We start from the raw sequence: 26,330 nt of genomic DNA, 5'->3' as shown, positions 1-26,330 counted from the left end.
ATAAACCGCAAGCATCCATTTTTAGCTGGGTGCTTGCGGTTTTAATATCGGTGTATACATTATTCAGCCCCGGCTCCTCCCCCGCCGCCATCTCCTCCACCACTATATCCACCGCCTCCATCATACGAGCTACCTTTCGTTGTGGAACTACTACTTATCGATTTTAACTGTCCCCATGTCGAGTATGTGTAGTAGAGGGGATCTACTGCTAAGGTGAAAAGCGGTGCTAGCGGAGCAGCTGCCGGTAGATCATTCTTTAGTTTTGGGAGTCTTTTCTTGGATCTATTCAATAAATACGTACGGGTTATCCAGCTGTCATATTCATCTGGCGACAACTCAGAAATCAACCCTTTCTTTTTCATCCTGAATTTATTAATACTCATTTTTGTATAAATTGCAGTGATTGAACTCGGAAGAGCAATCGGGAGAAGAAAAAAGAACACCGCACTTACAACGACCATGTTTAGTATGGCTAGTTGCAACTCAGGATTTACGATTTGCGCGCCAACAGCAAACATACCGATGAAAAACACAATGGATGGCCACTTCTTTTTCGGGTTGGATTGATATAGCATATAGCAAATAACGGCCACAATGATCGGAAATGAAATACCCCAGAACCCAGCAAGATCTACATAATACGCGAAACTCGTTACACCCATTAAACCAACAAAAATGAGCACTTTGAGCGCTTTTGGCAGATTCGTTGAAAGTGCCCCAGCCTCTTTCATGAGTTGAAGCGTATCTTCATGCCAGATTTTGTGATTTTCTTGAAACCGAATTTGCTTTCGTACATCATTTCGATTGTTCCGATCAGCTTTCTTTGCAGACCCCGCAATGTCATGTAAATGAAATTTTCGATGACCTGCTCTCCCTTTGAACAACCAAGTGAGTAAATATTGCTCATGTGGAAGTATTTTTTTGTTCACATTCTTTGCTTGCCGGAAGACAAGCGTTTTGTCAGGCGCGCCTTCACTGTCTTTGAAGCGCGAGGCAGATTCCGACATTTCAACATCAAGAATGCCTCTCTCAACGAGCGCAAATAGGCCAGCGAGAAAACTTTTACGATTGAACTTCCCACTCTGATCAACATGCATTAAATAGATGGGATCTGTTTGTAAAATGAGATGAGTGTTTCCAAAAAAAGAAAAGATGCGTTGCTTGTATAGGACAAGCAAACCGATGAGCACAAGCATTACTATACTTCCATTATCGACGATTTTTGGCAGTACAGGGATTACGGCTAGCTTGGATAACATCTTTTCAATAGTCGCCGTTTCGTTTTCTACTACTTCTGAAAGTGATAGCGGTGCTGCTATTTTTGGCTGTTCGGTCATTAAAGTCGACGGGAATAGTAAACGGGTACTTGTCTCTGTACTTGCGGACGAAATGGGCGTTGTAAAGATGATCCCGTCGCGATAAACAGCAGGCTTTTGACCTTTTCGATCGTGCATAAATCCATGGATGTTGTTAACTCCCGCGTCACCAGGCAGCACGTACGATATCGTTACATTGTGCAAATCTGTGTCGTGATTTGGTCCGCTTTCAAAGTATGTGATCGCCATATCGCTATATGTATCGTATGAGATGACGGCGTTTTTCATCGTGTACGTGTAGAGTACAGAGACCGTTCCACTCCCGCCAGTATGCGTGATTTTATATGTTTCATTTACTCGTTTGCTCGATGCACGCGTTAAATCCTTATTGTTCAGTTCTCCAACAATCGGATCGGGTCGAGTGATTGTGTATGCTTCAAAATCAATTATTTGGTTTAGGTGTTTTTCTGGGAATGAACGTGTAAAATTTTTATACTCCCCGTCCAACGTATAAGTAAAGATTTCATTTACAAGTACATCCCCATTTGGTTGCACCCAGCCTTTAATTTGTACACAATCTACCGTAAAAGACTTGGCCGAGACATTCATCGGGACGATAAACAGCAAAATCATAAGAAAACATGTTAGTCTCTTCATTTCACAGCCTCCCTCGTTGTAAGAACATACGCAGAATGTCTGCAGATGGTTTCGTTTTTCAGGGATGAATTGTTTTATTGATTGGATTTGAATGGTATCGATCAAGTTCACATCTTATTCGATTGTATACGGGGAGTTATCAATCATATAAGCAAAGTTATCGATCGAATTCACAAAGTTATCGCCATTTCGTGACCTTTGAACCACGAATGAAAACAGATAGTTTGTCAAAAGCATTTGGCGCGACTCTGAATCCGCTGAGAACACGCCCGATCCCGCGGCGGAAAGTGTCGTTCCAAATTTGAACCTGTCGCGCAGCAAGCACTTCACCAACTAGCAATTATTCAACACCGATCTGTGTCAGCTTGGTGTCTCTCGTTGCCACCAGGGACAACTAATGCTACAATAGGAGGTAGGATTATCGATTAAAGGAGTGAAGTTTTCATGTGGTTCATTTACATCATGTACGCATTGTTTGCATTTATCCTTGTCGGCACAACATTTGGTCTTGTTAGCACATTCAACAATCATAAGTGATTGTTGAGGTGCTTTTTTAATCCACAAAAATAAAGGTGTCCCACGACCAGAAACGGCAATGGGACACCTTGTTTTATAAATTAAGTTTGAGGGGGTAATATGGTCGGTGGTGCGAAATTGTCTCTGCCTTTTGCGAATGTCTCCATTGCGTCATTAGGTTCTAACGCCATGGCACTTCCTGCTCCAGCAAATGATGCAAACAAAGCTGTCAATAATAGGACCGATACTGTCTTTTTCAAGTTTCTTCGTCTCCTTTGACATAATAGTACAAACTATATTTCTCCATTTTCTCTTCATCCCCAATGGAACGGTAATAGTTTGCCAACTTCCAGGCTGTGCTTCTTGCTTCCTTTATATAACCATGTTTTGAGAGAAAAGGGAATGCTATTTCTTCACAATAGTCAAAAAGCTCTTGTTGGGAAATTTGAGCCTTTCTAAAGTAGGTAGTTAATATGGAAAGATATGCATCGTTTTTCCTAGCTGCAATCACTTCCAATTCCTTTAACAACTCTTCAGTATCAATATCTTCTTCCACTGCCGTGTGCAATAAATGAATTAAGATCGCTTGATAATAATCCGTTCCTTGCACGATAAGCGCGCGCAATTCCATTAACAACTCAAATGCCGACTCGTGCAAGCCTCTACGATTTTGTAGTTCCGAGTAATTGTATAAGGCACCTTGATACAATTCGTCTAGTTCCATCATCTTTGAATTGCGCAGCACAATTTTAAACAGTTCCTCCGCCTGGAGAATCAAGTCACGATTTGTGTAGGTGATTGCTAGTAGTAATTGAGCATGCAGCAATCGGATGTAGTTGCAGTCTTTTTGGAAATGCTCCACGGCGAGTTCTGCAAAATAGGAAGAACGACCGTATTGAGCGCGCGTATGTAAGAGATACGCTTTTTGATAATATAACTCACCTTCAAACAGGAACGGGATTCGCTCACGATACGCTTCAATTTGCTGGAGTCTTCGTTCAGCTTGCTCGTATTTTTGCGAAAAGATGTCGTACATGAAATAAAGGACTTTAGATATCCCCTTTTCGTAATCATCAAATGTTGCTTCCAACTTACTTAAGACCGTCATTTGCTGAGTGGCCTTTGGCATATCACGCTTGTACAAATTGTAACGTAACGTATACAATTCATAACGGTTGAGCAGGTCCGTCGACTGTAAGTATTCTTCATTGCCAATTAACTCTTCATAGAGGTTCTCCATCGCTTTCCAATTGTAGTAAATTGAATGCCGAATAAAGTTCTCCAACTTCTCTTTCCATAGCGTATACGTCTGAACTTCCTTTGCCCACTCAACGTTCATCCGTTTGAAAAGCTCGTTCATCGTCTCCGTATGCGGTTCATACTTATTGGACTCGATCTTACTTAAATGGGATACAGAACAAATCCCCTCAGCTAATTCACCTTGCGTCATATTATTTTTCATTCGGAAATACTTCACGATTGACCCAACATACATCCGCATCGCCCCTTAACTATCTAATTATTCAAACACTATCATGTTTACAACTCAATTACATGAGAAAACAGTCCCAGGGGAGTAGAGGACTGTTTTCTCGATTCGGGATTTTAGGGAGGTTGCGCTTTTAGTAGCGCTACCTCCTTTACTATAACAGACATTTCAACTAGATGATATTGGGAAAATTGATTTCCCGAAAGACTCTAATTATTTTACTACATAAGTTAAAAGACCTATAAAAACACCGACCGTATGATTGGTCGGTGTTGATGAAAAACGCAATTCGCTTCAACGTACTTGCATGCTGACAATCTTAGTCCAACAAGGTGTTCAACTTACATTCGAAAATTTACTAACTGACTTACTCTGTAGGTCCATTAAGCCGTGACATCTCGTTTCACAAAAGTCGAATAGCTGATCACTAAAAAGACGATCATATAAACAGCAAGGACTGCGAGTGAGAACGGCATCGTCACATCTTCGATGAGTTTCACACCCGTTTCAAATTGTGTCAAATCCATATGCGTAAATAGTAAGTACTTTGCAATTTCATATCTTGCAAGCAATGCCGTGACCATCGCTCCTGAGAAATAGATAAACAAAGACAAACCGATCGCAAGCGAGCTGGAGCGGAAAACAGAACCGATTGTGAATGCAAACGTTGCAATAACGAAAACGGATCCGAAAGATAAGAGCAACATGTAGAGACTCTTCGCCCAAACGGACACTTCTACGACTTCTTTACCATTCCAGCTCAGTTCCTGTCCCGTTCCTGATTTAAATAAAATCATTGCCAACAAGATGTAGAAGATGTAGCCTATCACCATCAAAAACATGCCGAATAAGTTCACTGTAAGAAATTTAGAGGTAAGGATTTTCCATCGTTTCACAGGGCGTGTTAGCAGCATTTTAATGGTCCCTTGCGAAAACTCGGACGCCACGATGCCTGCAGCAACGATGACAGTCAATAATAGAACGGTGCCGCCTATCCCTGAAGGATCCATGAGCATTCCTTCTTTGCTAAAAGAATCGACGGGTTCGATGTCATTGTCCAAGCGGTACTCCAATACTTTTGCGTCTGCTTCCAATTCTCTTCGTTCAGCCTTAGACAAAGTGTCATCCGCCAATTGCATTTCCAAGTAGGCTAATTCATCATTCATCGGCCCTTTCCAGCTTGGTGCATTACTTACTTCAGCAGAAGGATTTTTCTCTACTTCTGTAAACGTACTTTGCTGGGTGTCAATGAACTTCATTACCCCCATCATCGCCCCTGTTAAAAGAAGCATAATACCGATCATGACCCATGTACCTTTTTTATTCCATAATTTCATCCACTCATTTTGCATAAGTTTCAGCAATTTGGCCACCTCCTGTCATTTCTAGGAATTCATCTTCCAATGTTTTTCGGTGAGGCTGCACGGCAAACACTTGCAAGCCTTGGGCAATGAAACGCTCCATAAGTCCTGGTATTTGGCTTTGTTCCGCGTTGACAAGTAAGCCATCCTTGAAGCCTTCCACCGCAAATCCTTCCTGTTCAAGCAACTGTTTTGCCTGGTTAATCGGTGTTGCTTCCATATAGTAAAACGACTCTTTCGTCTCGGACATGTCACGAATATCAATCAGTTTACCATTCTGAATGACCGCAATCCGATCACACATCAGCTCAATTTCTGAAAGCATGTGACTTGATACAAAAACAGCGACCCCTTCAGTTTCAGCAATCTTTCGCAAGTATTGACGGAATTCACGGATGCCTGCAGGATCCAAACCATTTGTTGGTTCATCCAAAATCAAGAATTTCGGTCGGTGTAGTAATGCTTGCGCAAGTCCTAGCCGTTGGCGCATTCCAAGGGAGTACGTACTTACTTTTTCATGAATTCGGTTTTGCATGCCGACTTGCTTTACCACTTCGTTAATCCGTTCTTTTGTTACACCTTTATGCATACGCGCGAAATGGACCAAGTTTTTATACCCCGACATGAACTTATACATTTCAGGATTTTCAACGATAACGCCAACTTGTGAAAGGCCCCCTTCAAAATTATCACGAAGCGATACACCATCTATGACAACATCCCCCGCACTTTTCTTCATGAGGCCAACCATCATCCGAATCGTCGTTGTCTTCCCGGCACCATTTGGTCCAAGAAAACCGGTAATTGTTCCAGGGTAAATGGCTAAATTCAAGTCATCGATAATCTTCTTCTTCCCTATCGTTTTCGATAGATTCTTCAGTTCTACAACGGGTTTCATTCTCCCAACTCCTTTGTTATTTCCAATAGTCCTATTGCACTTGCGGCTGCTTAAACAGTGACACCATCCAACTTGTTGCATCAATTCCGTAGAAATCGCGTATTTCATCAACCGCTTCATGCGCAATGATTCGCCCACCTTGCATGACGATAATGTCATCAAGCAACGGCTCCACTTCACGAATTTCATGTGTCGACAGAATTACGGTTTGATTTTCGGGATCTGTAAAACGTATGAGCCCTTTGGCAATATCCTCCCGCACCATCGGATCCAGTCCCGAAAAGGGTTCATCGAGTAAATAGATATCTGCTTCCCTTGCAAGTGTAACAGCGATTTTCACTCGTCCTCGATTCCCTTTAGAAAGATTTCTCATTTTGGCATCCAGCGTAACGTTCAAAAAGCTCATTAATTCCTTTGCTTTAATCAAATCAAAATCCTCGAATTGCGAATCATAGAAGTCCATTAGTTGCCGAACCGTAAAATACGGAAAGAACAAATCTGCATCGGACATATACGCTAAGCGGGAAGCAATTTTTCTTGTAATCGGTTCACCTTCAAAAAAAGCAGTTCCAGCATGGATGGACGATAAACCAGCAATCGCTTTTAGCAATGTCGATTTTCCGCTTCCATTCTCACCAACCAGTCCAATGACTTTTCCTCTAGGAATGGAGAGTGTAACATTGTCCAATGCCCGTTTAGCTCCATACTTTTTGACAACATTCTGTAGTGTAATCATGCTTCATCCCCTCTTTCTTGCAAGCACTTTACAATTTCATCTGTCGTAAAACCGAATGATGCAACATTTTGAAGGAACGTCGTTACAAGCTGCTCCTTCATTTCATTGCGAAGCGCTAAGATTTTCTCTTCATTCTCCGTCACGAACGACCCTTGCCCCCGTCGCGTCTCCGTGATTTCCATTTGCTCCAACTCCTTATAAACGCGTTGCATCGTATTTGCATTGACGCCCGCTTCCACCGCGTATTCCCGGACGGATGGCAACTTTTGTCCTGTCGACAACGTACCTCGCAGTATATCCCCCATAATCCGATCGATGAGCTGTTGATAAATTGGTTTGTCTGGTAAAAAATCTATGCTCATCTTAGAACCTCACTTTCTTCTCGAGCAACCATGTGCCCCCACTAAAAAACAAAATGGAAAATAGGCCAATAACGGTAAATCCAGTAATGGTCACTATATAATCTTGAAGGAATACTCCGGTTAGCACACCCCATACAAATGCCATGAACAGGATGGGAATCATCACGATGAATCCTGCAAACTTGCCAAACAATCCTTGTAAATAAACAAAAAGACTCCAAGTAAAAAGAACTGCCACCGTGTTGAATACAACATTAATATCTGCTATCACAATGGCTTTTGTAGCAAAAAGAATGGCTGCCTCCAAAGAAACTGACTCAGTCGCACCGAGGAAATAGGCGATGCCAATCATTAGACTCACACAAATCATCGAAACTGTAGCTGTCAATAGAGCCATGATCACTTTCACTCCAATCATTTTCCACATTGGAGCGGGTGAATGTAACCATACGTCTGGTCGTTTCCTTTCAGTTTCCAAACTACTCAACAACAGCAATGGACCTGAGAATAAATGAATCGTTAGCAGCATCTTGTACAGACGATCCGGATCGATATGCTGGAAGTCAAATCGTCCTCCTAAAACAGGTGTCACACTAAAGAAGCAGATAAGTAATGCAGTAAGAAGAAATACAGCCATTTGTAAACGCATCAGTACCCACTCTTTTTTCATCAAACCACGCCATCTCCAAGTCATCGTCACACCCTCACTCTCTTCTCAAACAATGTGATGGCTACAACGAATAACAACACGGTCAACAGCAAGTCGAATAGGGTATTGCCGATCGATAGTGTCAAATCCATATAAACATAAGAGTTTTCATTAATTTCCAACTTAGAATTTTTCAGTTCAAGCAAGTCAAAATTACCGTTGTGAATGAATCGCTCATAAAAAGCAGTGCTCTTTATTTCCCCAAATAAACGTACAGCAAGCACGACTAGGATGCCTGTCGCAACAATGGAAAACCCCTTTAAATACGGTTTCAGCAAACGATCGATTACAATAAAAAACACCGCTGTTGCTAAAATCATTAAAGAAGTAGCGAAAAAAAGCACAATAAACCAACTTCCAAAAAACGCTAACTCATCAAATGTAACGTGTAGATTGTCCGTTATTGCAAAACGGATTGCCAAAACGAGCGCAGGTACAACTAATGCAATCGCTCCAATACATGCGGCTACCACACATTTCACGCCAATTAAAACATATGCACTCGCTGTCGAATGCAACCAAATATCCGGCTGTTTCATGTCGCGGTTAAACATCGTCGCAAATGTAATTGCAGGAATAATTGCGCCTGTCAAAATGACCATGAAACCGAAAACCATCGTCATCTCAAATACAAATTTCGGATCATCCTTTGTCAGCGGTCCCATTATTGACGGTATCGCAAACAGGCCAATTACCGTAATGCCGATTGCAATGACAATCTGCCACTTCCACAACATCCACTCTTTCGCCATCAACCCATTCCACTGTTTCATTGTTAAATCCCCTTCTGTATTGGTGTATTAGTTACATAGTACACTACTGTACGCTGTTAAGTAAAGGGATTTGAATGATTTATGTAAAATGAATGAAAAGTCCTTGTCAGGAAGTTGCTTTCTAATGTCGCAGTCTTTCTCAGAGAGATTCACCTTGGAATACTATCGATCACTTTGTGAGGTCTATCGTTCATTTTCGAGCTTCTATCGATCACTTCTAAGATTCTATCAATCACTTTCACCATTCTAATGAACATTTTGTATCTAAATACCTACATACTTCAAACACAAACTCACTTCTCGCATTACAAATTCATAACCTCATAAGCAATTGTGATCTCTTTCGTTTCAATTCCAGTCATAGTCTAAATCGCCAAACTACTCTACACTTAAGCTATCAACACAAAGGAGCGATGAACATGACACATTTCCTAACAGGCATCGATCATATTCAAATTGCAGCACCGCCAAACGCCGAAGAACAAGCACGACAATTTTACGGCAAGCTGCTCGGCATGGAGGAAATTCCAAAGCCTGAAAATCTTGCGGCACGTGGCGGCTGCTGGTTCCAGTGCGGTACACAAGGAGTCCATATCGGCATCCAAGCAGACTTCTCACCCGCCAAAAAAGCGCATCCCGGTTTCACTGTGAATGCACTTCCTGCACTAAAGTCCCGTCTTGAACAAGCAGGTTACACGATCTCTGAAGAGCCACCGATCGACGGACGTACGCGTTTCTTCACACACGACCCTTTCGGCAACCGCATAGAATTCCTGGCATTCAACTAACAACAAAGCAGGCGATTAAGACACAATAATCGTCTGCTCCTGCTCATCCAAACGCTTTATTTCTTCAATCGCCTCATCACGTTTACGTTTCAAACGATCTTGCACCCGGCGTACATCACGGAGCACAACATTCAATTTGCTTTTTGCATCGGTAATACGCGAATGCACCATCCAGTCCGAAAAGATGTTATCAAAGAAGATGTCCGTGAATGTGAAAAAGTCATTATGATTCACTTGAAATGACTCCGATGCGACATTTTGAACGTCCATTAATTCCGTCTCGTAATGGCGTAATGCCCGTTGCGCGCGGTGCACGAGATCGTCTGAACTATTCATTTCTGAATACTTTAATGCGGATACGACAAGACCGCCCCCTAAAAAGGTATCCCACATCGACAATCCTTCTGCATTTCCAAGCTTATCGAGCGCTGCATCCAGTGCGCGCACAGCTTTATTCCCCGCTTCCATCGCTTCGTCAATTTCACGCATCAATGAACGAATCCGAATTCGATCGTCCGCTATTTTTTGTAATGTAGCGGTTGCGACAGAGTCGTTCTGCCGAATCCAAGATTCCTTCTCCCGTAAAAAATCTTCCCAATCTTCATCGACATATTGAACATCCGCGTTCTTCGCTTGCTCTTTAAGTCGACTCAACTCGGCTTGCAAATCGGTCACTGTCTTTGCAGCTTCGTTGTACTTCAGTTCTGCTTCCGCCACTTCATTGATTTCCCGCTCCATCTGCTCGTCCCATTTGCCCGTCCATTCCTTTATTTTATTGGCAAACGAGAACTTGCCTAACTTTATGACATCCTGTTGCTCCTTCGTCAACTGACGGTGCAAGGAATCCCTCAATCTCTCTGCTTCCTTGTATTGCGCTTCCGTCCCTTCAAGTCGACGACGGATCCGATTACGCTCATTGCGTCGCAACGTCAACTCCATTTGCCTTTCATGTATATCCGTTCGCATTCATGCCACCCCTTTTTCCAGTTCACTTACTATTCATACGGACAATGGTGTAAAATGGTTTCAAACTGTCAAATCATTCTGTTGTATTTCAATGTTAAAAGGGGGTTGCATCACAATGATTCATCTTTTTACGCACGAGGACAAACGTATGCCTGCTACCGAACAAGACATTCTTCAAGTAGAGGAAAAACTTAACCTAAAACTTCCAGAGGACTTCAAACAGCTGTTGCGGATTGCAAATGGAGGCGTGGTGCAGGCTGAAAAACGAGGGTTTCCTGTAGACTTCCCAATTGAAAGTGGAGATCCTTACATTGATGTGGAAGAAATTATGGGAGCAAATGAAGAGGGACTGCTTATGAGTGATTACTTCATACAAGAATGGGGACTTCCTGAACAACTCGTTCTCTTTGCCGGTAGCGGCCACGCATGGGTCGGTTTCAATTACGAAAATCCAGAAACCCCACATGTTGTTTACGTGGAACCTGACGATGGGAATGGACATAATTTCCATGTCATCGCTCACACCTTCACTGAATTCGTTGAAAAATTAACGTCTATACAGTAAAAGATGAATGGTCAAAACCCATTCGGCGCGACGTATGACTTCAAACACAAAAAAATTCCCACGAGAGGATGCATCACGTAAAACGCATCCTCTCGTAGGAATTATTACTTTCCCTGCACTATTCGCATCGTAACCTTTGCAGCATATGCAGAACGCGGCATAATCGATTGGAACGCAGCATATCTCGCCAAAACGCCGCATAACCACTAAGAACTCAGCATATCCCGCCAAATCGCCGCATAATCAGTGCTTCATTTCCCTGCGCAGCTTTCGGTGTTCTCTGCGAGCAGGCCCTGTTTCAATTAGGCGTTTCTCAACTTCCGTTTCTCCATAGACACCTGCAATTTCAACAGGTTTGTTGTCTTCATCCATTGCGACGAACGTTAAAAACGATTCGGTTGTGAGCTTTTTTGCGCCTGTTTCTAAATCCGTCGAGTGCACGGATACGAAAATTTCCATTGAAGTTCTACCCGTCGAACTGACGACGGCTTCGAGTTCAAGCACGTCGCCTACTGTCGCAGAAGAGACAAAATCGACTGAGTCGATTGATGCTGTTACGACGGCAGTTTGTGCGTGCTTCATTGCGGTGATGGCCGCTATTTCATCAATGTACGCAAGTACTTTTCCTCCAAATATTGTTTGCATATGATTCGTATCGGGTGGCAATACGAGTTTTGTACTAATGGTCCGTGAGTGACTCATCGGGCGTTGTTTCATTACGTTCATCTTCCTTTCCATTACATCCAGCTGCTTGGGTACCGTTGCTTTTATTGACAGCCGCTTGCTTCGCATGACAACTCCATGCTAGACAGTCGCTATTCCCTCAACAAGTATACCGCTCCATCCAGTCTCACTCAAACAATCGGCGAGCATACGGATGCGAAAAGTTCCATACGCCGTCCTGCTTCACGCTTTCTTCGACGATGCGACCGTCTTCCATGACATACACACGGTCGCATAACGATTGGACAACTTTCAAGTCATGGGAAATGAAAAGCATGGCCATGCCCATTTCTTCATTTAATTGCCTCAACAGTTCCACAATCTCTTTTTGAATTAATCGATCCAAGCTCGAGACGATTTCATCGCAAATTAACAGCTTCGGTTGCATGAGGAGGGAACGGAGCAAATTGACGCGTTGTCTTTCTCCGCCACTCAGTTCAGATGGTAATCGCGTCAAATGCTTTTCATGGAGACCGACTTTCTCTAGCATCTCCCGTATATAGGCATCGCGATTACCATTCATCAAACGGAGAGGCTCGCGTAAACTAGCTTGTACGGTCCAGGAAGGATTTAACGCGGCGGAAGCATTTTGGAAAACAATTTGAATCGTATCGTAAAACGCACCTTGTTCAGCAACCGTAATCTTGCCTGCATCCATCATTTCCAATCGCATGAGTAATCGTGCCAACGTACTTTTCCCGCTACCGCTTTCACCGACAAGTCCAACGAGCTCGCCTTCATTAACCGTTAAATGAATAGCATCCAGTACACATTTTCTGCGCGGGCCACGGCCATAGCTTTTAGAAAGTCCTTCAACTTGAAGCATATGCGAATTCCTCCCTTCCTAGAAACGGCTGTCAATTAACCTTTTCGTGTAGTCGTGCACAGGGTTCGTGAACACTGATTTCACAGAACCTTGCTCAACAACACGGCCATGCTGCATAACGACGAGTGCATCCGCTACGTCTGCCACGCTATCCAGATCATGAGTAATTAACAATACGGTCGTTCCGTTTTCATTCAACGTACGGAGCCACCCTAAAAACTCCTTTTGCACAATTGCGTCTAGCGCGGATGTTGGCTCGTCAGCAATGAGAAGCTCAGGCTGTACGTACATTGCACATGCGATCATGCATCGTTGCAACATGCCACCTGACAATTCAAACGGATAGTGATGTAAAATCGCTGATGACAAACGCAACCCTTCTAGAATTCGCGTCATTTTCCGTTCAAATGTCTGCCAATCGTCTCCGATTCGACCGGCTGAAAATGCAAACAGTTGCCGCCCCATCTTTACATGTTCATTAAAACTGTTCGACGCATCTTGTAAAACCGTAAAAATCGACTCTCTAAGTAGTTTCACCATATTTTCATCGGCTATCGCCAATAAATTCGTACCTTTATACATAATTTCCCCTTCAACGTGAGCATTCTTCGGCAACAAGCGCAAAATACTAGCAACCGTCAAACTCTTCCCACTGCCACTCTCTCCAATTAAAGCCGTAATTTTTCCTTTCTCAACCTTGAAAGAACTGTCATGCACGACACCCACACCATCTAATGCAATCGATAATCGTTTCAGCTCAAGCAAGCATTCCCCTCCGTTTCGGTTCCTTCAACGCTTCGCCGATGAAGTTGATGGATAGCACCGTAAAAAAAATGAGCAATCCCGGGAACAAACCGACCCACCATGCACCTATTAATAAATCATTCTGCGCATTGGATAGCATCGTTCCCCAAGACGGCACCGCAGGCGGTATACCGATCCCAAGAAAACTGAGCGACACTTCAATGAAAACTGCTCCGGCAAAGTTGAAAATCGTCACGACAAATAATGGTGTCAGGCTGTTTCGTAGCAAATGCCCCGTGAAGATTTTCCAACTAGGTGTGCCAAACATCTTGGCCATCTTTACATACTCAGCATCTTTCAGCCTCATAAACTCCGTCCGAACGATACGTGCAGTCGCAAACCATCCCGTCACACCGATGATGAGTGTCATTCCCCACATTCCACCTTGGATGATCGCTTGCAATGCAAGCACCATAATGAGCGAGGGAATTGCGATGAATGCTTCCAACAAGCGCATCATGATCGCATCCAACCAGCCTCCGACATATCCGCTAATTCCTCCGTAAATGACTCCAATGAGGAAGGAGAGGAACACCGATAGCGCAGCGACGGTCAATGTCACCTTTCCACCGTGCAATAGACGAGACAAGACATCTCTTCCTAAATGATCCGTCCCGAGTACATGCGCTCCGCCAGGCGATGCATACACTTCATCTAAATTCATTTCATTAACTGCATACGGTGCCAAAACATTTGAAAAGATGGTACAGAAAAGGACGAGACTGAGTAGCAAACACGATACAATAACCGTCTTTTTTCTTTTCATGTCCCCAACTCCCCTTTACGCAGCTTCGGATTAAGGACGAACGTTACTACGTCAATAACGACTAAACTGCAAACGACAATGACACCGGTTAGCATAATGCCTCCCATTAAAACGGGATAGTCCTTCACCATGACCGATTTGGCCATCATTTGACCGAGACCTGCCCACGAAAATAACGACTCTACGATGACAGAACCGCCAAAAAAGGAAGGAATGGTCATCGCGAGGTAATTCAAATACGGAATGAGTGCATTGCGAATCATCCCTCTTTGCAACTCCCGTTCGTCTACACCATTCGCTCTTGCCGCCATGACATAGTAACTTTCTGCCTCCACCTTCACACTATCTTGAAGGAAGCGAGCATAAATGCCGACATGTGTCAGCACGACAACAGCGACTGGCATGATGAGGTGTTGCAATTTATCAATCAACCCACCGTTTCCTCCAATACTTTGCATGCCGGAAGATGGCAGCATGCCGAGTTGGACTGAAAACAAATAAATGAACAGAATGCCGAGCCAAAATGCAGGAATGGAAGATGAAGCAATACTGAACGTCGTCAAGCTTCGATCTAACAACGAACCTGGGTGCATACCCGCCTTCAAACCAAGCCAAATGGAACAACTCACAATGCACACGAGTGATGTGCCAATGAGCAACAGTGTATTCGGCAGCCGTTCACCGAGAATTTCAGCGACTGGCCGACCTTCCTTGGCAGACATCCCTAAATTGCCTTGCACCGTTTCTTTCAACCACGCACCATACTGCACCATTAACGGTCGATCGAGTGCAAACACCTGATTGATGCGTTCTTTTTCGGCAGCGCTTAGCATTTGTGCATTCCCACCATAATAAGCGGTCGCGGAGCTTCCAGGCCCTGCATGCATCATGAAAAAAGAGAGGAAGCTCAAGATGAAGAGGACGAGTATCCCCAACATCATGCGCTTCCCAACCCATTTAACGGTCATTCCACTTCCACTCCTCGACGTTCCATAAAAAGCCGGAACCGTGATGACCAAGTATCCGTTCTTTCACGCCTTCTACCTGTTTATTCATACCATACACTGCGTCAGCATAAGCAATAAACGCAAAAGCAGGATCGTTTGCCAATGCTTCTTGGAACGCCTTGTAACTCGCTTTCCTCTCCTCCACATCGGTAGCTAATCGGCCTTTTTCAAGCCATTCATCAACGACTGGATTCGCATAACTACCATAATTGTAGCCTGAACTCGCCAATGGAGATTCACTTGAATGGAACAGACTGTACGTATGGTGATCCGCATCATATGGACTTCCCCAACCAATCATGAACGCTTCCGTCTCTTCAATTGTAATGGCAGACCAGTCAAGCGCTACAACTTCAACTTGTGCACCAATCGCCTTGAAGTCTTCCGCAATGTAACTCGCCATATTTACCCGCACGGCGTCAGATGCAGGGGCTGTAATGGTGAATGCAAGCGCAACGCCCTCTTTTTGCCGCACGCCATCGTCGCCCTTTTTCCAGCCTGCTTCATCCAGCAATGCTTCCGCTTTTGTTATGTCGTAACTGTATTTCTCAATACTTTCGTTATGAAATGCGTGTTTTTGAAGAGGTGAGTACGCCTCTTCACCGTATCCTTTTAAAATGCCTTTCACGATTTGTGAACGGTCAATTGCATAACTAAATGCTTGTCGTACCCGTTGATCTTGCCAAAGTGGCTCGTTCATATTAAATAACATGCCCCGATAATCCGCAGTTTCGACATCGTAAATGTTCAAGTGCTCTTTCTTTTCCATTTCAGCCACTTGATTTGGGTCGAGTAAAGCGATATCGACTTCTCCTGATGCCAATTGAAGTGCGCGGACGTTACTATCTGGAATAAATTTAAAAATGACTTTCTCTATCGATGGAGTCGTTCCGTAATAGTCAGGATACGCTGTTAACGTCAAGCTTGCGCCGCGATTCCACTGCTCGAACTGATACGGTCCCGCGCCTATTGGATGACTAGTAAAGGAAGCCGTTCGCATGTCCTGTCCTTCAAAAGCATGTTTCGGTAAAATCGGGACAGTCAACTTGTCCAAAATCGGTGTGAAAGGCTGTTTGAGTGTCATTTCCACTTCGTACGCACCGATTTCCTTTAGGGAATCCACTTCCGTGAAGTCGGATTTTAAAAAGGATGCATTTTGATCGTCTAAGATGCTTTCGATTGTGAAGATGACGTCTTCTGCGGTCAGCGGTTCACCGTCGTGGAAGGTGATGCCTTCACGTAATTTGAACGTGTAGGTACGCTTATCTTCCGACATCGTGTAGGATTCAGCGATGTCTTTTACTGCTTCATTATTTTCATTGAAGCGGAATAGTCCGCGAAATAAAAGTGCGTCCACATTCGTTTCTTCAAGGACTGGATTTAGACCATCAAATTCAGATTCCGAAGCATAGATAAGCTGATTCTTTTTTACGCCAGCCGCGTTGTCATTCTGTTTCCCACAACCGACAAGGGCAATAGCGATTAGGATGGTGATGATGATGCCAATAGTTTGTTTCTTCATTCGATCCTCCACAAGTTCTACATACGTGCTGCAAGGTCAGAAAATACGCGTTTCATTTCTTGTTGCAGCTTCCATTGGTCGACGCCGAGGAAGCGGCAATGGACCGCGTTTCCTGTTAGTCGTGTAATGCCTGCCCGTAAACCTTCCCCGACTTGCATTGCTTCTTGAATCGCACGTAAGTCAAGCTCCTTTGCCGTGTCAGACACGAGCCAAATGGAGCCGATATACAACGCGTCTTCCAACATACCAAGTTGTCCATAATGCATCGTCTCTGGTGTGAAATGAATGGCGTCAAATGCGACAAGTTCTTTTTCATGATAGATTTTCATCGATGATTGCATAGAAGTGAAGTCAAATACTTCCCCTCTCTTTTCTCTGCCTGGTGCTAATATTTCTCCCCAAAGCAGTTTGGAACCTTTGTCTACGTGAATGGTCGTCTCCATTTGAAACTTTGAATCAGCAAATGGAATGATCACTTCAGGCATCCATTCGAGCCGTGCATTCTCTCCAACTTGTACGCGTATAGACTGAATGCACGTTTCCCCTGTATGTGAGCGGTAAATTTTTAACGCCGATTGTTGGATAATTCTCACTGAACTGTCCGGTTTCAATTCGAAGGAGATGTCATTCCGATCGGCCGCTACCATTCCGCCAGATGACTCCATAATGTAGACGGTCGCCATCGGATTTTGCCCCTCATACAATTCGCGGCTCGCTTTTAGAGGCGGTTGTTGAAATACGTGGGGCATGCGGGTGAATCCTCTTCTCGGTTCAAACACCATCTCCAGCTTACCGTGGTGATTGATGCGTGAAACTTTACTTACCACTTGTCGCCTCTGCGTTTTCAAGCAACATATGATGTTTAATCCAATTGACGATCTGATCGACATTTTTCTTTGAACGTACATCCGCAAATACGTAAGGACGACCATTCCGCATGTTCTTCACATCACTGTCCATCACGTCCAAGTCAACACCGACGTGAGGAGCAAGGCTTGTTTTATTAATTAATAATAGATCAGAACGGGTTAAAGCTGGACCGCCTTTACGCGGGATATCTTGTCCTTCTGCCACATCGATGACGTAAATGTAGCCGTCGACTAATTCCGGGCTGAATGTTGCTGATAAATTATCGCCGCCACTTTCAACAAAAATAATATCCAAGTCTGGAAAACGCTCTTTTAGTTCATCGATGGCCGCAAAGTTCATGGACGCATCTTCACGGATAGCCGTATGTGGACATCCGCCTGTTTCTACACCGATAATCCGGTTTTCCTCTAACACGCCGTTGCGCATAAGAAATTGCGCATCTTCACGTGTGTAAATGTCGTTTGTAATGACTGCAACGTTATATTCTGTATGCATTGCGCGGGTCAACTGATCGACTAGTGATGTTTTTCCTGATCCGACCGGACCCCCGATGCCAATTCGTACTGGTTTCATAAAAAAATCCCTCGCTATCATGATATAAATAATCTTGAGAATAAATATTCGTGTTTCATCGACGCTAACTCGATGCCAAGCGCATTGTTGCATAGATCTGCTTCCGTTAACGTCGAAACAGTTGCTGCTGCTTTGACTACTTCTTCTGCCAGTGCATGCATGGCCTGTACGCCTGTATTTTGCCCGAACGGGACCGCTCGAACAGCATTTTGAATCAAACCGTTCACCGATGCAAATAAATAAGAAAGTACAGCGTGATGGACATCAATTTCACTTACCGCACAGTATATGCCATAGAGAATTGCATAATGCCCTTTTATGCCATTCGACTGGATTCGCTCCTTCCAGTCATCAAAAAATGGATCATCGACGAGTGGCGCAATTGTTCGGATGAACTGCCTCCCCATATTGACACTTGCATCACGCGACTCCTTTGCGAGCTTGACGGCTCCACAAAGTTGTTCCAAATGAAGAAGACGCTCCGTGTCCCGATTCAGTGCTGCAAAATGGGCTTCTTGAATAAGTAGTGCATCTCCATACACAAGATTTTGGTACAAATATGTTGAGCAATAGGTGATCAATTGTTCTTTTGTCCGAATCAAATCTTCCTGGATGTACGTCTCCATACCGAATGATTGCGTATAGGAACCGATTGGAAATGCGGAGTCATGGATTTGCAGAAGTCGAAGCAGTTGTAAATCAGTGGGCGTGCCCACGGTATTTGAATGGCTGTGTAAATCGACGCTCGGTTGTCTCATAGTCCACACCTACTTCATCTAATAATGGCGCTAACGTGTGATCTGCACGGACAACAATTTCATTTTCACCAATGAGCGCAGGTGTATGACGGTTGCCAAGTTCAAATGCAGTCTTGCCCATTTGCACCATATCTTTTGGACGTATCACAATGACCGGCTCCATCTTCGTGCGAATCGCAATACAACGCTCTTCATCTTCATAGAGGACGTCACCGTATTGCAACGGCTCTTCTTGGTCGATGCGTAATGCGATGTCCGTTCCTGCAGTTGTCTCCGTACGCAAAATTCGCTTGCTCAATTCTTCCCACTCGAGTTCTACCCACTCAAGTTGCTTGCCCGCAATTTCTTCCGTGCGGCCGATATTCCCAATTATTTTTTCGATTAACATGTTGTTCGCCTCTTTTCATGGAGCTGGTACTGAACGCATTTCAGTGAAGGTCATCTTTTAACGAGCTCCCGCTGGAACTGCAACAGTACCGCCTCAATCTTTACTTGTTCATTAAAACAAGAAATACCGCTGTGCCATCGGAAGAACACTTACCGGCTCGCACGTCGCCAACTCACCGTCGATTTTCACTTCATACGTCTCTGAATCGACATCGATGACTGGCATTTCACTGTTCAACTTCATGTCTGCTTTAGAGATATTCCGGCAGTTCTTCACCGTACCGATCATCTTCTTCAAGCCGAGTTGTTCTGGTAATCCTTCTTCGACAGCAATTTTAGGCAAGAATGTCATGCCAACATTTTGAGGACCTTGTCCATGGAACCCATACATTCTCCGTCCCATCATTGGTTGTGGTGTCGGAATGGAAGCGTTCGGGTCACCGGTAATTGCATAGACTGCCACGCCGGCTTTAATGACGAGCTCTGATTTCACACCAAAAAATGCAGGATCCCATAAGATGATGTCCGCTAATTTGCCTTCTTCCAAGGAACCGATTTCATGCGCAATCCCTTGGGCAATTGCAGGATTGATCGTATATTTTGCTACGTATCGTTTGACGCGATAGTTATCGTTATCATTGCCTTCGTCTTGCGGAAGTGGACCACGCTGTTGTTTCATTTTATTCGCGGTCTGCCATGTGCGGATCGTTACTTCACCAACACGTCCCATTGCTTGCGAGTCCGATGACATAATACTTAAAATCCCTAAGTCTTGCATAATATCTTCGGCCGCAATCGTTTCTGGACGAATCCGTGAATCAGCAAATGCAACATCCTCTGCCACATCATGTTTCAAATGATGACAAACCATGAGCATGTCCAAATGCTCGTCAATCGTATTCGTCGTAAACGGTTTTGTCGGATTCGTCGATGCCGGCAAAACATTCGGAAGTGACGCCATCTTCAATTGGTCAGGCGCATGTCCACCGCCTGCACCTTCCGTATGGAAAACGTGTATGACACGGTCGCCAATCGCTTCTATCGTACTTTCTACAAAGCCTGCTTCGTTCAATGTATCGGAATGCAACGCCACTTGTATGTCGTACTCATCCGCTACCGTCAAACTTTGATGTAACGCAGAAGGTGTCGCGCCCCAGTCTTCGTGAATCTTCACGCCGATTGCTCCAGCACGCACTTGTTCAACAAGTGGCTCCGGCACGGATGCACTGCCTTTGCCGAAGAGACCGATATTCATCGGAATGTCTTCGATCGCCTGTAACATACGATGCAAATGCCACTTGCCCGGTGTCACTGTCGTCGCTCGTGAGCCTGCTGCTGGACCCGTCCCCCCACCAATGAACGTCGTCGTACCCGCAAATAACGCAGTATCCACTTGTTGCGGACTGATGAAGTGAATATGTGTGTCAATCGCTCCTGCTGTTGCAATTAACCCTTCTCCTGCATACACTTCCGTCCCGACACCGATAATCATCCCTTGGTCGACACCGTCCATCGTATTTGGATTACCTGCTTTACCAATCCCGACAATTCGTCCGTCCTTTATACCGATATCCGCTTTGACGATTCCTGTATAATCGATAATCATGACGTTCGTAATGACAGAGTCCAACACGCCGTCCTCAGACGTTTTTTGTCCGTTCTGCCCCATTGAGACACGCAATGATTTCCCACCGCCAAAAACGCCTTCATCTCCATACGTCGTATAATCCTTTTCGATTTCAATCCATAGATCGGTATCCGCTAAACGGACTTTATCGCCCACAGTCGGTCCGAACATTTTTGCATATTGTTCATGTGTCACTTTCATTTAACTGTCAGCTCCTTTAAACCCACCATCAGATGCCTTCTCGATAATTTCCGCTTTATGATGCGTTGACCCTTCCGTCAACTGATTTAAGCCGAAGACGTGACGCTTCCCACCAAACTCGACAAGCTCCACTTCCTTCTCTTCACCCGGCTCGAAACGGACAGCAGTACCTGAAGGAATATTTAAGTGCATCCCAACTGCTTGCTCACGATCAAATTCAAGAAATCGATTCACCTCAATGAAATGGAAATGCGATCCTACTTGAATTGGGCAATCCCCCGTGTTTGCCACACGCACCGTCTTCACTTCACGTCCAACATTAATTTCGATGAACCCTTCAGCCGTCTTCACTTCTCCTGGTATCACAAACAAAACCTCCCTTTATTGAATCGGATTATGTACCGTCACAAGTTTTGTACCGTCCGGGAACATGCACTCGATCTGCACATCGCTGATCATGTCGCCGACACCTTCCATGACATCTTCAACCGTAAGCACTTGCTTCGCCTCACTCATTAACTGCGCAACCGTCTTGCCATCACGCGCACCCTCCATGATGAAATGACTAATAAGCGCTACGGATTCCGGGTAATTTAACTTCACGCCTCGCTCCTTTCGCTTCAACGCAAGCTCTCCCGCAACATGCAGCAACAACTTTTCCTGTTCAACTGGTGATAACTTCAACAACCATCCCTCCAACGTATTATTTTTCGGCATTTCAAAAAACCAGAGACACAAGTATGCCTCCTGCGCAAACGTACTATTCATTTTTAAAAGCTTTTTTGTGTTTTGCATGAACATGCAAAGTTGGACAGACGTCCGATAGATTGGGACCTGGCTAGGGATGCAGGTCAAAAGAGGTAGTAGAGGAAAATCTCATCACAAGTATTATAAGATATTAAAAATTGGTTGGCAATAGTTATAGAATCTAGCATAGTTCTAAAAAGCTTCCATGCGTGTTTTGATGAATCGCGAATGGGCTAGTTGCCAGCAATCACCATGATACCGCATGTACAGACCTAGCGTTCTTTTGGAATTGTCAACATCTTGCCCAATCAAAAAAGCCGCCCTAATTAGTAGGACGACCCGACTGCTACCTTCACGGCATCTGACCGCTTCATCATCTCTGGATCATGCAAATGGCACGCGACAAAATGCCCTTCCTCTTTTTCCAACCAGTTCGGCTTGACGTCTGCACAGACCGACATTGCATACGGACAACGCGTCCGGAATACACAACCAGACGGTGGATCGATTGGACTTGGCAACTCACCTTCCAATAAAATCCGTTCACGTGATTCCTCGATGTCCGGATCAGGAATCGGAATGGCAGAAAGCAATGCTTCTGTATAAGGATGCAACGGTTTATCATAAAGCTGCGAGCTTGTCGTCAGCTCTACCATCTGCCCTAAGTACATGACACCAATTCGACTGGAAATGTATTTGACCATCGATAGGTCATGCGCGATAAATAAATACGTCAACCCCTTCTCCTTTTGGAGACGTTGTAGCAATTTGACGACTTGCGCTTGCACCGATACATCCAACGCGGAAATCGGTTCATCCGCAATGATGAATTCAGGATCGAGTGCTAGTGAACGGGCAATACCGATTCGTTGACGCTGCCCACCGGAAAACTCATGCGGATAGCGGTTCGCATGATCGCGGTTCAACCCGACATCTTCCAGCAATTCGATGACACGTTGACGCATTTCCTTCTGCGTCTTGAACATCCCATGGATTTGCATCGGCTCCGCAATAATTTCATAGACGGTTGACCGTGGATTTAGAGATGCATAAGGATCTTGGAAAATCATCTGCATCTTTTTCAAAAACCGTTGTCGCTCTTTATCCGTCATGTCATGGACGCTTTTCCCATCGTATAACACTTCTCCATCGGTTTTATTGTATAAGCCAAGAATCGTTCGACCAGCCGTCGATTTCCCACAGCCTGATTCACCTACAAGCCCGAATGTCTCCCCGCGTAAAATATCAAAACTGATGCCGTCAACTGCCTTCAACGTCTTTCCTTTGCCCATATCGAAATGACGTTTCAAGTTTTTGACGGATAAGATTACATCTGTCATACATCTGCCCCCTCTCTAGTCCCGTACCGGCGAACTGCGCATAACTCCTTCTCCAATTTCGACCCTGCCAACTGGACGATTTCAACGCTATATCCTGTTGAAGGTGAGTGTAACAGCAAACCGTCCCCATAATAAAACCCGACGTGACGGACATTCCCTTTCCCTTCATCGTTCGCAAAGAACAACAAATCCCCTTTTTCCCAGCGTTCTCGCTCATGAAGGGGCACTTCCTCTCCTGTTACCGCCTGGTCACTCGCATCTCTCGGGATGAAATAGCCGCAAGCTTTCAACATGTTGTACGTAAATCCTGAGCAATCATACCCATACGGTGACATACCACCCCAGAAATACGGCAAGTCCAAATAAGCTAATCCTTCGTCCACAGCTGCTGAAGCTGGACGTTTGTGAAATTGATGGACAGAAGGAGCCCGCACAATGTCTTCTTTCCGAACAAGCGCTTCTCCATCTGGCGTGTCCACGACAAAATGGTCTTCCTGCTCGTCCGTTAGCGGAAGCATCGTGTTGAACGGCACGATTCGTTCAGGTAGCCCATCCAAGCTCCACAATTGCGCTTTCGGCACGGCAATACGGATAAAACCGCCTGCTGCTTCCAGTGGTTCCGCTTTTTTTAATTGTGCAACAGGTACCCATCCTGGATAGCCACGTGGATCCTTTTGAGACGGTTGCCAAACAGCAATGATTTTCGCCCACTCACCGACAATTTCGTCAACAATGACCGGTTCACCGTATAACAATTGTGTTTGTACTCGGTTGGCATTACATAAATCCAACCGTTGTTCATAGACGAGCTTTTCGAGCCATTTGTTTAATTGAACAGGGTTCGATACCCCTTCTGCGTCCAGTTCCCTTACAGACTCAGGTGATGTCCAAACCGTTGCAACAGAAACTGCGCACGCATACATATTCACCGTCATTTCCGTCATTGTATTTGCTCCTTCCCGATGCAATCCATTTCCGCCTGTAGTAGTCCAAGACCAGCACTTTCTGGCAAGTGGATCCGTCGTCCTTCATAGACGATGCCACCACCCACAATATCTTTTGCAAGCATAAGCGGCGCATCGAAATCGTATCGCGTAATGTTCGGTTGACTCGCCGCTAAATGGGCTGCTGCTGTGATGCCGAGCTTCGTTTCAATCATACTGCCAACCATACATTGCACACCGAAAGATTCAGCGAGTGCATTGATTTTTAACGCCTCATGGATGCCGCCAGATTTCATGAGTTTGATGTTAATCAAATCGGCTGCCCTTCGTTCCAATACGCGTTTTGCATCTTTGGCAGAAAATACACTTTCATCCGCCATAATGGGTGTCAGCGTATGATTTGTCACGTATGTAAGGCCATCGATATCGTCAGCATGTACGGGTTGTTCGATCAATTCGATCGCCAGTCCTGCATCTTCCATCTGACCAATCGCATAGACAGCTTCTTTCGGTTTCCACCCTTGGTTGGCATCTAACCTAATTTTAGGACCATCACCAATACGCGCTCTGATGGCACGGATTCGCGCAATGTCTTCGCTAATGTCACCGATACCTACTTTTACTTTCAAGACATTGAACCCGTTGCTGATGTATCTTTCAGCATCATCAGCCATTTCTGCCGGATCATTGACACTTACTGTGAAATCTGTTTCAAGTTCGTTGCGGAATCCTCCTAGTAGTTGATAGAGCGGCAGTCCTGCAAGTTGACCGAGTAGGTCATGAATGGCCATATCAACGGCGGCTTTCGCACTGGTGTTGCGGACGATAGAACCAGTGAGCAAACGAAAAATCTCCTCGCGATTCCGCAAATCCTTCCCAAGCAGTTGAGGGGTGATCACTTCTTGAATGGCGTATGTGATGCTGCCAAGTGAGTCACCTGTGATGACGTGGGTTGGTGGCGCTTCTCCCCAACCGATCTGGCCGTCGTCCGATGTCACTTTGACATAGATGGAGTAGGCAGTTGTTACGGTTCGAAGCGCCGTTTTGAATGGTTTTGTCAAGGGCACGGCGACGGGAAGCGTTTCGATGGAATGAATGTGCATTTAGTCCACCCCCGGCAAGATGGTCAACGTTTTCTGATTCGCATCGAGTTGAGCTTGGACGCCTAACGGAACAGCAAAGTGTGGTTCGCAATGACCGATTTTGAAACCTTTCACGACGGGCTTCCCTAAGTCTCCGAGATAGTGGTCAAATAGCGCATCCAGCGATACAGGTGCGGTTTGTTTTTTCGGCTCCGTGTTTGCAAAATCACCAATCACAATGCCTGCAACGTCTGCCAGTTTGCCCGCCATCCGCAGCTGGTTTAAGAGACCGTCTACCCGATACGGTTCTTCTCCGATATCTTCTATGAGTAATAGTTTACCGGACGTTTCAAGTTCGAATTTCGTGCCAAGTGTACTGACGAGTAACGATAAGTTCCCGCCAACGAGTTCGCCTTCCGCAACCCCTCCGCTCACTGTCGTTAATGGAGAAATGTCTTCGGTGTAGTGTAACTCCATTGGTTCAAATAACTGTTGAAACATTTTGCCGGACAGTTCATGGAATGTGTCTTTACCAACGCAAGATGCAAGCATCGGGCCGTGGAACGTGACGATGTTCGAGTACAGACCGATTGCCGTATGCAAAAACGTAATGTCACTGTACCCCCAGAAGATTTTCGGGTTTTCCGCGATGAGCTGTAAATCGAGCTGATCAGTGAAGCGGGCCGTTCCATAGCCACCTCTTGCACAAATAATGCCTTTAACCGTCGGGTCTGCAAACATGTCTTCCAAGTCTTTGCGGCGGTCGTCATCCGAACCCGCCAAATACCCATCTTTATTGTATACATGCTTGCCAAACTTCCACTGCAAGCCGAGCTGTTCCAAAAATTCCAGCGAACGTTGTAAACTAGCTTCCTCAGATGGACTGGCTGGCGATACAATACCAATCGTATCTCCTTTTTGAAGTCTTTTAGGACGTATTCTCATAACCCTCTCCTTCTTTGGTGACAGGCACCAACACAATTCTGACGATTCTTCACATAAATGGCAAAGTCGCGG

Annotated in this window: 29 protein-coding genes; 2 read left to right on the top strand and 27 right to left on the bottom strand. The window is 44.9% G+C overall.

The features are described 5' to 3' along the window. Positions 1 to 59 precede the first annotated feature (59 nt). From ACVHUV_RS04275 to ACVHUV_RS04235, 9 genes are all read right to left on the bottom strand, one after another. Positions 60 to 1,973 (bottom strand): DUF2207 domain-containing protein, encoded by a 1,914-nt coding sequence (locus ACVHUV_RS04275; RefSeq protein ID WP_462086234.1) that lies wholly within the window; start codon positions 1,971 to 1,973, stop codon positions 60 to 62. A 617-nt stretch (positions 1,974 to 2,590) separates the two neighbouring features. Further along, positions 2,591 to 2,749, bottom strand: coding sequence for a hypothetical protein (locus tag ACVHUV_RS04270; RefSeq protein ID WP_317943447.1), 159 nt, complete (start codon positions 2,747 to 2,749; stop codon positions 2,591 to 2,593). Beyond that, positions 2,746 to 3,984 carry a helix-turn-helix domain-containing protein gene (locus ACVHUV_RS04265; RefSeq protein WP_462086233.1) on the bottom strand — a complete coding sequence of 413 codons (1,239 nt, stop codon included), beginning with the start codon at positions 3,982 to 3,984 and terminating at the stop codon, positions 2,746 to 2,748. The genes ACVHUV_RS04270 and ACVHUV_RS04265 overlap by 4 nt, the downstream gene beginning before the upstream one ends. Before the next feature lie 377 nt (positions 3,985 to 4,361). Continuing rightward, a complete protein-coding gene (locus ACVHUV_RS04260; protein WP_462086232.1) occupies positions 4,362 to 5,351 on the bottom strand; it encodes a DUF2705 family protein in 990 nt (329 codons plus the stop codon). After that, positions 5,320 to 6,237, bottom strand: a complete 918-nt coding sequence (locus ACVHUV_RS04255; protein ID WP_462086231.1) for an ABC transporter ATP-binding protein — start codon at positions 6,235 to 6,237, stop codon at positions 5,320 to 5,322. The genes ACVHUV_RS04260 and ACVHUV_RS04255 overlap by 32 nt, the downstream gene beginning before the upstream one ends. Before the next feature lie 31 nt (positions 6,238 to 6,268). Then, positions 6,269 to 6,973 (bottom strand): ABC transporter ATP-binding protein, encoded by a 705-nt coding sequence (locus ACVHUV_RS04250; RefSeq protein ID WP_371390659.1) that lies wholly within the window; start codon positions 6,971 to 6,973, stop codon positions 6,269 to 6,271. Next, entirely contained in the window at positions 6,970 to 7,335 is a 366-nt protein-coding gene (locus tag ACVHUV_RS04245) for a GntR family transcriptional regulator (RefSeq protein WP_317943439.1), read from the bottom strand. Before ACVHUV_RS04245 ends, ACVHUV_RS04250 begins: the two co-directional genes overlap by 4 nt. A 1-nt stretch (position 7,336) precedes the next feature. Next, complete coding sequence (locus ACVHUV_RS04240) at positions 7,337 to 8,029, bottom strand: hypothetical protein (RefSeq protein WP_462086230.1); 693 nt, start codon at positions 8,027 to 8,029, stop codon at positions 7,337 to 7,339. Positions 8,030 to 8,031: 2 nt separating this feature from the next. After that, positions 8,032 to 8,817, bottom strand: a complete 786-nt coding sequence (locus ACVHUV_RS04235; RefSeq protein WP_462086229.1) for a hypothetical protein — start codon at positions 8,815 to 8,817, stop codon at positions 8,032 to 8,034. A gap of 419 nt (positions 8,818 to 9,236) precedes the next feature. On the opposite strand from ACVHUV_RS04235, the gene ACVHUV_RS04230 reads away from it, so the two are divergent. Next, entirely contained in the window at positions 9,237 to 9,605 is a 369-nt protein-coding gene (locus tag ACVHUV_RS04230; protein ID WP_462086228.1) for a VOC family protein, read from the top strand. 15 nt (positions 9,606 to 9,620) lie between these two features. Here the strand turns inward: ACVHUV_RS04230 and ACVHUV_RS04225 are convergent, their stop codons facing one another. Further along, the gene (locus tag ACVHUV_RS04225) at positions 9,621 to 10,571 is read right to left on the bottom strand and encodes a hypothetical protein (protein ID WP_317943434.1); all 951 of its coding nucleotides are present in this window, start codon (positions 10,569 to 10,571) and stop codon (positions 9,621 to 9,623) included. A 115-nt stretch (positions 10,572 to 10,686) separates the two neighbouring features. Between ACVHUV_RS04225 and ACVHUV_RS04220 the strand changes: the two genes are divergently transcribed. Beyond that, positions 10,687 to 11,136, top strand: a complete 450-nt coding sequence (locus ACVHUV_RS04220) for an SMI1/KNR4 family protein (RefSeq protein ID WP_462086227.1) — start codon at positions 10,687 to 10,689, stop codon at positions 11,134 to 11,136. 243 nt (positions 11,137 to 11,379) lie between these two features. Here the strand turns inward: ACVHUV_RS04220 and ACVHUV_RS04215 are convergent, their stop codons facing one another. From ACVHUV_RS04215 to ACVHUV_RS04135, 17 genes are all read right to left on the bottom strand, one after another. Then, positions 11,380 to 11,853, bottom strand: coding sequence for an acyl-CoA thioesterase (locus ACVHUV_RS04215; protein WP_462086226.1), 474 nt, complete (start codon positions 11,851 to 11,853; stop codon positions 11,380 to 11,382). Between the two features lie 133 nt (positions 11,854 to 11,986). Further along, positions 11,987 to 12,685: an ABC transporter ATP-binding protein gene (locus ACVHUV_RS04210; RefSeq protein WP_462086225.1), complete on the bottom strand. Its 699-nt coding sequence runs from the start codon at positions 12,683 to 12,685 to the stop codon at positions 11,987 to 11,989. A gap of 18 nt (positions 12,686 to 12,703) precedes the next feature. Next, complete coding sequence (locus ACVHUV_RS04205; protein WP_462086224.1) at positions 12,704 to 13,450, bottom strand: ATP-binding cassette domain-containing protein; 747 nt, start codon at positions 13,448 to 13,450, stop codon at positions 12,704 to 12,706. Continuing rightward, the gene (locus ACVHUV_RS04200; protein ID WP_462086223.1) at positions 13,443 to 14,255 is read right to left on the bottom strand and encodes an ABC transporter permease; all 813 of its coding nucleotides are present in this window, start codon (positions 14,253 to 14,255) and stop codon (positions 13,443 to 13,445) included. Before ACVHUV_RS04200 ends, ACVHUV_RS04205 begins: the two co-directional genes overlap by 8 nt. Continuing rightward, on the bottom strand, positions 14,252 to 15,223 hold the full coding sequence (locus tag ACVHUV_RS04195) for an ABC transporter permease (protein WP_462086222.1): 972 nt from the start codon (positions 15,221 to 15,223) through the stop codon (positions 14,252 to 14,254). Before ACVHUV_RS04195 ends, ACVHUV_RS04200 begins: the two co-directional genes overlap by 4 nt. Beyond that, positions 15,213 to 16,784: an ABC transporter substrate-binding protein gene (locus tag ACVHUV_RS04190; RefSeq protein WP_462086221.1), complete on the bottom strand. Its 1,572-nt coding sequence runs from the start codon at positions 16,782 to 16,784 to the stop codon at positions 15,213 to 15,215. Before ACVHUV_RS04190 ends, ACVHUV_RS04195 begins: the two co-directional genes overlap by 11 nt. A 17-nt stretch (positions 16,785 to 16,801) precedes the next feature. Beyond that, positions 16,802 to 17,611, bottom strand: coding sequence for an urease accessory protein UreD (locus tag ACVHUV_RS04185; protein WP_462086220.1), 810 nt, complete (start codon positions 17,609 to 17,611; stop codon positions 16,802 to 16,804). Beyond that, a complete protein-coding gene (gene ureG / locus ACVHUV_RS04180) occupies positions 17,601 to 18,227 on the bottom strand; it encodes an urease accessory protein UreG (protein WP_462086219.1) in 627 nt (208 codons plus the stop codon). Before ureG ends, ACVHUV_RS04185 begins: the two co-directional genes overlap by 11 nt. A 17-nt stretch (positions 18,228 to 18,244) precedes the next feature. Continuing rightward, positions 18,245 to 18,985: an urease accessory protein UreF gene (locus tag ACVHUV_RS04175; RefSeq protein WP_462086218.1), complete on the bottom strand. Its 741-nt coding sequence runs from the start codon at positions 18,983 to 18,985 to the stop codon at positions 18,245 to 18,247. Then, positions 18,927 to 19,373, bottom strand: a complete 447-nt coding sequence (locus ACVHUV_RS04170; RefSeq protein WP_317943414.1) for an urease accessory protein UreE — start codon at positions 19,371 to 19,373, stop codon at positions 18,927 to 18,929. Before ACVHUV_RS04170 ends, ACVHUV_RS04175 begins: the two co-directional genes overlap by 59 nt. A gap of 111 nt (positions 19,374 to 19,484) precedes the next feature. Continuing rightward, entirely contained in the window at positions 19,485 to 21,200 is a 1,716-nt protein-coding gene (ureC, locus tag ACVHUV_RS04165; protein WP_317943412.1) for an urease subunit alpha, read from the bottom strand. Next, a complete protein-coding gene (gene ureB, locus ACVHUV_RS04160) occupies positions 21,201 to 21,566 on the bottom strand; it encodes an urease subunit beta (RefSeq protein WP_462086217.1) in 366 nt (121 codons plus the stop codon). Positions 21,567 to 21,581: 15 nt separating this feature from the next. After that, on the bottom strand, positions 21,582 to 21,884 hold the full coding sequence (gene ureA / locus ACVHUV_RS04155) for an urease subunit gamma (RefSeq protein WP_462086216.1): 303 nt from the start codon (positions 21,882 to 21,884) through the stop codon (positions 21,582 to 21,584). A 389-nt stretch (positions 21,885 to 22,273) separates the two neighbouring features. Beyond that, positions 22,274 to 23,287: an ABC transporter ATP-binding protein gene (locus ACVHUV_RS04150; protein ID WP_462086215.1), complete on the bottom strand. Its 1,014-nt coding sequence runs from the start codon at positions 23,285 to 23,287 to the stop codon at positions 22,274 to 22,276. Further along, positions 23,284 to 24,231 carry a C40 family peptidase gene (locus tag ACVHUV_RS04145; RefSeq protein ID WP_462086214.1) on the bottom strand — a complete coding sequence of 316 codons (948 nt, stop codon included), beginning with the start codon at positions 24,229 to 24,231 and terminating at the stop codon, positions 23,284 to 23,286. The genes ACVHUV_RS04150 and ACVHUV_RS04145 overlap by 4 nt, the downstream gene beginning before the upstream one ends. Then, entirely contained in the window at positions 24,228 to 25,334 is a 1,107-nt protein-coding gene (locus ACVHUV_RS04140; protein WP_462086213.1) for a mandelate racemase/muconate lactonizing enzyme family protein, read from the bottom strand. Before ACVHUV_RS04140 ends, ACVHUV_RS04145 begins: the two co-directional genes overlap by 4 nt. Further along, entirely contained in the window at positions 25,335 to 26,258 is a 924-nt protein-coding gene (locus ACVHUV_RS04135; protein WP_462086212.1) for a S66 peptidase family protein, read from the bottom strand. Positions 26,259 to 26,330 lie beyond the last annotated feature (72 nt).

The organism is Sporosarcina saromensis (genome assembly GCF_054901285.1).
The sequence above is the reverse complement of the archived record's forward strand: the minus strand, read 5'-3'. Positions and strand labels throughout refer to the sequence as shown.